Annotated in this window: 4 protein-coding genes; all 4 read left to right on the plus strand. The window is 64.8% G+C overall.

What is annotated here, in order from left to right; all coding sequences use genetic code 11:
- A partial coding sequence (locus LH128_RS16800) for a glycosyltransferase (protein WP_008830860.1) occupies window positions 1-1065 on the plus strand: 1065 nt, incomplete at its 5' end.
- Complete coding sequence (xrtA, locus tag LH128_RS16805; protein ID WP_008830861.1) at window positions 1055-2620, plus strand: exosortase A; 1566 nt, start codon at window positions 1055-1057, stop codon at window positions 2618-2620. The genes LH128_RS16800 and xrtA, both read left to right, overlap by 11 nt.
- An 11-nt stretch (window positions 2621-2631) precedes the next feature.
- Entirely contained in the window at window positions 2632-4527 is a 1896-nt protein-coding gene (locus LH128_RS16810; protein ID WP_008830862.1) for an XrtA/PEP-CTERM system amidotransferase, read from the plus strand.
- 226 nt (window positions 4528-4753) lie between these two features.
- On the plus strand, window positions 4754-5760 hold a 1007-nt coding region (locus tag LH128_RS16815), incomplete at its 3' end, for a CHASE2 domain-containing protein (protein WP_008830863.1).

Genomic DNA, 5760 nt, shown 5'->3' on the forward strand with positions numbered 1-5760 from the left:
GCCGACCTCGCCACCAGCTATCGACTGGTCGAGCGCTCCAAGCCGCTGCCCGTCGCCGGTGTACAGGCTCTGGCGAGCGGCCGCCCGCTCAGTCTCACCGCGTTTTACGACAAGGACCTCGAAACCTACGTGCGCGATCTGCTTGCCGAGCGTGACATCGACACCGTCTACGTGTTTTCCGGACAGATGGCGCAGTATGTGCCCGGCGATTTTCGGGGCCGTGTCGTGGCCGATCTTGTGGACGTCGATTCTGCCAAGTTCGAAGCCTACGCCGCGAAAGGACGCGGTATTCGCGCATGGATGGAGCGCCGGGAGGGGCGCCTGTTGCGGCGCGAGGAAGCGCGGATCTGCGCGGGGGCGTCAGTCACCCTGCTGATCAGCGACGCCGAAGTCGGGCTCCTGCGCTCGCGGCTGGCCAGTGAGCAGGGCCGCGTGCGGGCGATGGGCAACGGCCTCGACGCTGCATATTTCGACCCGTTTGCGGTCGCTCCGGAGCCGCGCATGGCAGCGAAGGGTGCTCCGCGTATCGTCTTCACCGGACAGATGGATTACGCGCCGAACATCGAGGCGGCCACCCGCGCCATCGATCGCGTCCTGCCGCTCGTGCGCAGGACGTGTCCCGATGCCACGCTCCATATCGTCGGCCGCAATCCGCCGGCAGCTTTACAGGCCCGTTCCGGACAGGATGGCGTCGAGGTGTGGGGCAGGGTGGATGACATTCGCCCCTGGCTCGCCGCCGCCGACGTCGCTCTGGTGCCACTGGAAATTGCGCGGGGGGTTCAGAACAAGGTGCTGGAAGCGATGGCGATGGGGCTGCCCGTGGTGCTCTCTCCTGGCGCCGCGACGGGTATCGATGCGATCGACGGCCGGGATTTCGCGATACGTGACGGCGATGCCGCGATGGCGCAGGCGGTCCTCGACCTTGCTCGCGCGCCGGAAGCGGCCAAGCTGATGGGGGCGGCTGCCCGCACGTGGATCGTCGCCAACGCCAGCTGGGAGGCCGCACTGGCGCGGCTGCCCGAATATCTCGGCACCATGGGCGAGGCGCTTACCGATGTCGCTTGATGTTGCCTCGACGTCCCTTGCCGGTCCCGCCCGCGCATGGCGCGCGCTTTCGCCGCAGTGGCGTGGCGGGATCATCCGCCTTGGCGCGGCGTGGCTGGTGCTGCTGTTCGCCTTCCTCGGCGACTGGGGCGCGATGGCGCGTCAGTGGTGGGATATCTCCACGTACAATCACGTCCTGCTGATCCCGGCGATTCTGGGCTGGCTGGTCTGGCAGCGCTGGCCGCAGCTGGAACGCCTGACGCCTACCGCGTGGTGGCCGGGGCTCATCCTGCTGGCGGGGGCAGCCTTCCTGTGGCTGCTGGGCGCGATGTCGGGACTGGACCTTGCCCGGCAGGCAGGTGTCGTCGCCATGTTGGGCGCCTGCGTTCCCCTGATCCTGGGTGTCAGGGTCACTGCGGCGCTGATCTTCCCGCTGGGCTATCTGGTGTTCCTGGTCCCGATCGGCGAGGAACTGGTCAACGTCCTGCAGACGATCACTGCCGAAATCACCATCGCGCTCACCCATCTCAGCGGCATTCCGGCCCGGATCGACGGCGTTTTCATCGATACGCCCGCAGGATTGTTCGAGGTAGCCGAAGCCTGTTCGGGCGTGAAGTTCCTCATCGCGATGGTCGCTTTCGGTGTGCTGGCCGCCAATGTCTGCTTCCTCAGCTGGCGGCGTCGAACCGTGATGCTGCTGGCCTGCGTGGCCGTGCCGATCCTCGCCAACGGGATCCGGGCATGGGGTACGATCTATGCCGCGCAGATTTTCGGCATAGAGGCTGCGGCGGGCTTCGACCATATCGTTTACGGCTGGTTCTTCTTCGCGATCGTGCTGGCGCTGGTGATCGCCTGCGCCTGGCGTTTCTTCGACCGCCCTCTGGATGGTCCGGCGATCGACCTTGCGGCTATTGAAAACGCCGGGTGGCTGGCGGGTCTGGAACGTTTCGCCATTTCCGGAACGGTGGCGGTGATCGGCTTCGCGCTGGTGCTGATCGCGGCGCGGTGCTGGGCTCTCGCAGCCGATACGCTGGCTGCTCCTGTCCCGGCGCGCATTGACTTGCCTGCGGTCGAGGGATGGGCGCGGGTGGATTATACCCCAACGATCTGGTGGGAACCGCGCGCGCAGGGCGCCGATCACCGCCTGCTCGGCCGTTATCGGGACGGTCGGGGGCATCAGGTCGATGTCTTCGTCGCCCTCTACGCCAGCCAGGGAGAGGGACGGGAGGCAGGCGGCTTCGGTCAGGGCGCGCTTGTTCCAGCCAGCGCATGGGCATGGCAGTCGCCGGCACCGTCGGTCGAAGCTGGCAAGGGCGAGCGCCTCCTCGGCAACGGCAGGATCGAGAGGATCGCCGTGACCTGGTATCGTCAGGGCGAACTATTGAGCGGCAGCAATGCACGGCTCAAGCTGGCGGTGATTGTTGACCATCTCCTGTTCCGGGCGGAACCGACGACGATGCTCATCCTCTCCGCCGAAGATACGCCGCGCGGCCGAGCCGAGCAGTCGATCACCGCCTTCCGCGCATCCACGGGGTCACTCGCGCGCTGGATGGACGGTATCGCTCAGGTCAGGTAGGGCCAGGGACGATGTGCGGGATTGCCGGAATCTATCACCTGGAAACGCCCAAGCCGGTCGATCGCGCCCGGGTCGAGGCCATGTGCGACGCCATCGCGCATCGCGGCCCGGACGGGCAGGGGGTATGGACCGCGCCGGGCGTCGCCCTGGGGCACCGCCGCCTTTCGATCATCGACCTCGCAGGATCGCCGCAGCCGATGGCATCCCCAGATGGCCGCGCGATGCTCGTCTTCAACGGCGAGATCTACAACTACCGCGAACTGCGGCATGAGTTGAAGGCAGCGGGAGAGCATTTCCGCACCGATGGCGACAGCGAGGTCATTCTGGCAGCCTGGCGGCGCTGGGGACCGGGCTGCGTTACGCGGCTGCTGGGCATGTTCGCCTTCGCCATCTACGACCTCGACGCGCGCACTCTGTTCCTCGCCCGCGACAGGCTGGGCGTGAAGCCGCTCTATTACGCGCAGTTGAGCGACGGGAGCCTGGCTTTCGGTTCGGAACTCAAGGCACTCACCGCCCACCCGCTGCTGCGGCGCGAGATCGATCCGCTGGCGGTCGAAGACTATCTGACCTGGGGCTATGTCCCTGACGATCGGGCCATCCTCAAGGGCGTCTGCAAGCTGGCGGCGGGGCATTCGTTGCTGCTGCGTCATGGCGCTCCGTTGCCGCGCCCTGTTCAGTGGTGGGACGTCTCCTTCGCAGAGCGGCGCAAGGGCAAGCCCGCCGACCTCGAAGCCGAACTGGTGCACCTCATGCGCCAGGCGGTGTCGTCCCGTATGGTCGCAGATGTGCCTCTTGGCGCGTTTCTGTCGGGCGGTGTGGATAGTTCCAGCGTCGTCGCGTTCATGGCGGAGGCAAGCGGCAGTCCGGTACGGACCTGCTCGATCGGCTTCGACGTCGCCGGGCTGGACGAGAGTGCGTACGCAACGAAGATCGCCCGGCAGTTCGGCACGAACCATGCCTCGCGGATCGTCTCGCCTGACGATTTCGCTGCGATCGACCAGCTTGCAGGCATGTTCGACGAACCTTTCGCCGACGCCTCTGCCCTGCCGACCTGGCGAGTATGCCAATTGGCGCGCGAATCGGTCACGGTGGCGCTCTCCGGCGATGGCGCGGATGAAGCGCTTGGCGGTTACCGGCGCCACGTGTTCCAGGCCGGGGAAGACAAAGTGCGTGCGTTGCTGCCGCAATCCCTGCGTGGTCCGGTCTTCGGAGCGCTCGGAAGGGCCTACCCTAAGGCGGACTGGGCTCCGCGCCCGCTGCGGGCGAAGTCGACGCTGCTCTCGCTGGCGGGAGATTCCGCGCAAGGCTATGCGCGCTCGATGGCCGTCCTGCCGCCGGAGCTGCGCGATCGCCTCTATTCCGACGATTTCCGCCGCCTGCGCGGTGATTACCGCGCCGAGGATCCGTTGCTGGCCCTGATGCGAGACGCTCCGGCGCGTTCGGGCCTCGACCGTGCGCAATATGCCGACCTCAAGGTCTGGCTTCCGGGAGATATCCTCACCAAGGTCGACCGCACCAGCATGTCGGTAAGCCTTGAGGCGCGCGAGCCGCTGCTCGACCATCGCCTGATCGAATTCGCCGCCAGTCTGCCCGAGCGGATGCGTGTTCAGGGCGGGCAGGGCAAATGGCTGATGAAGCGGGCGATGCGCCGCTACTTGCCCGATGACGTGCTCTATCGTCCCAAGCAGGGCTTCGTGACGCCGATCGCGCAATGGTTTCGTGGGCCGCTTGCAGGCGCGGCGCGCGAGATCGCAGGCGGGGCAGCCCTGGCGCGAACCGGCTGGTTCGACCAGCGCCGCCTGCTGGGCCTCGTCGATGCGCATGTTGCGGGAACTTCGGACAATTCCCGAGTGCTTTGGCAGATGCTCATGCTTGACAAGGCGTTTACCTCGCTGGGTGTCAATTAATCCGGGCATCAACCGGGCTTTGCGGGCGGATTTAGCGATCCGGCCCGCTCGAACCATTAACTACACGGTTTCTTAGTACCTTTGCGTTAGCTCATGCCTACCAAAGCCTCTTTTGCAGGGCATGAATGAACAGAATCGGTCGCCATCACCGGTATTCAGAGCGGACGCTTTCCGCGCTGGTGGCTTGTGCCCGATACATCCTCACGATGCGGGCAGGGGGAAGACCATGACCGGCATCTGGGGGCAACTTCGCGGTTTCTGGAAAAGACCTCGCGTCCGGATCGTGTTCTGGGCGGCGCTGACCGGCCTGGCCATGGGCATCAGTGGCCTCGGTCTGCCGCTCGAGGACTACCTGCGCAACGTGCGCTGGATGTCCCGCACCCAGCCCGCAAGCGGCGCTATCACCATCGTCCTTCAGGACTCGCAGACGCTCATCCAACTCGGCGCCAACGATATCACGCATGGCAATGACGCTGACACGATCAACCAGTTGTTTGCTGCGGGTGCGAAGCGCGTCTTCTTTGATCGTTCGTTTTCGATGCCGGGTAATCCCATCGATGATGCCAAGTTCGTCGCGGCGCTGAAGGCTCATCATGGCAAAGTTGTGTTGGGCGCTGCAGTGGACAGCAACGGCCAGATGGGCAACTTCGCGGGGAAAATCCCGCTTCAGGCTTACCGCGACCATGCTGGTATGGCATCGGTTCTCGTTCGCCATCGACCACTCAATCAGAACGTTCAGCTTCCGTATGCTTCCGGAAGCCCCGCTGGTAAAATTCCGTCCCTCTCGGCGGCGATCGCTGGCATCGATGGTAAGACAGACGAATTGTTTTTCCCAGACTTCTCGATTGCGGTCAGTTCCTATCCTACGCTGAGCTACATCGATGTAATGCGAGGACGATTTGACCGTTCGCTTGTTCGCGGCAAGGATATCCTGGTCGTCCCAGCTGCAGTAACTTTTAACGATATCCATTCCATTCCTGGGCAGGATATCAATGCCCCAGGCGGCTATTTCCATGCGATCGGCGCTGACACGCTGAAGCTCGGCATTCCCCGTGAGTATGGCTGGTTCCCTGCTTACCTGCTGGTGCTCGTCGTCATCGCATCGGGTCTTGGCCGAGGCCGGGTGCTCGACATCTATCGATTTACGGGGCTGGTCGCGGTGGTGGGCGCCGTTCCGTTCCTGCTCGATTACGTTAACGTGCAAGTGGAAGTCATCCCGGCCTTCTCCGTGGC

The sequence above is a fragment of the Sphingomonas sp. LH128 genome (assembly GCF_000293195.2).
Taxonomy (GTDB): Bacteria; Pseudomonadota; Alphaproteobacteria; order Sphingomonadales; family Sphingomonadaceae; genus Novosphingobium; species Novosphingobium resinovorum_A.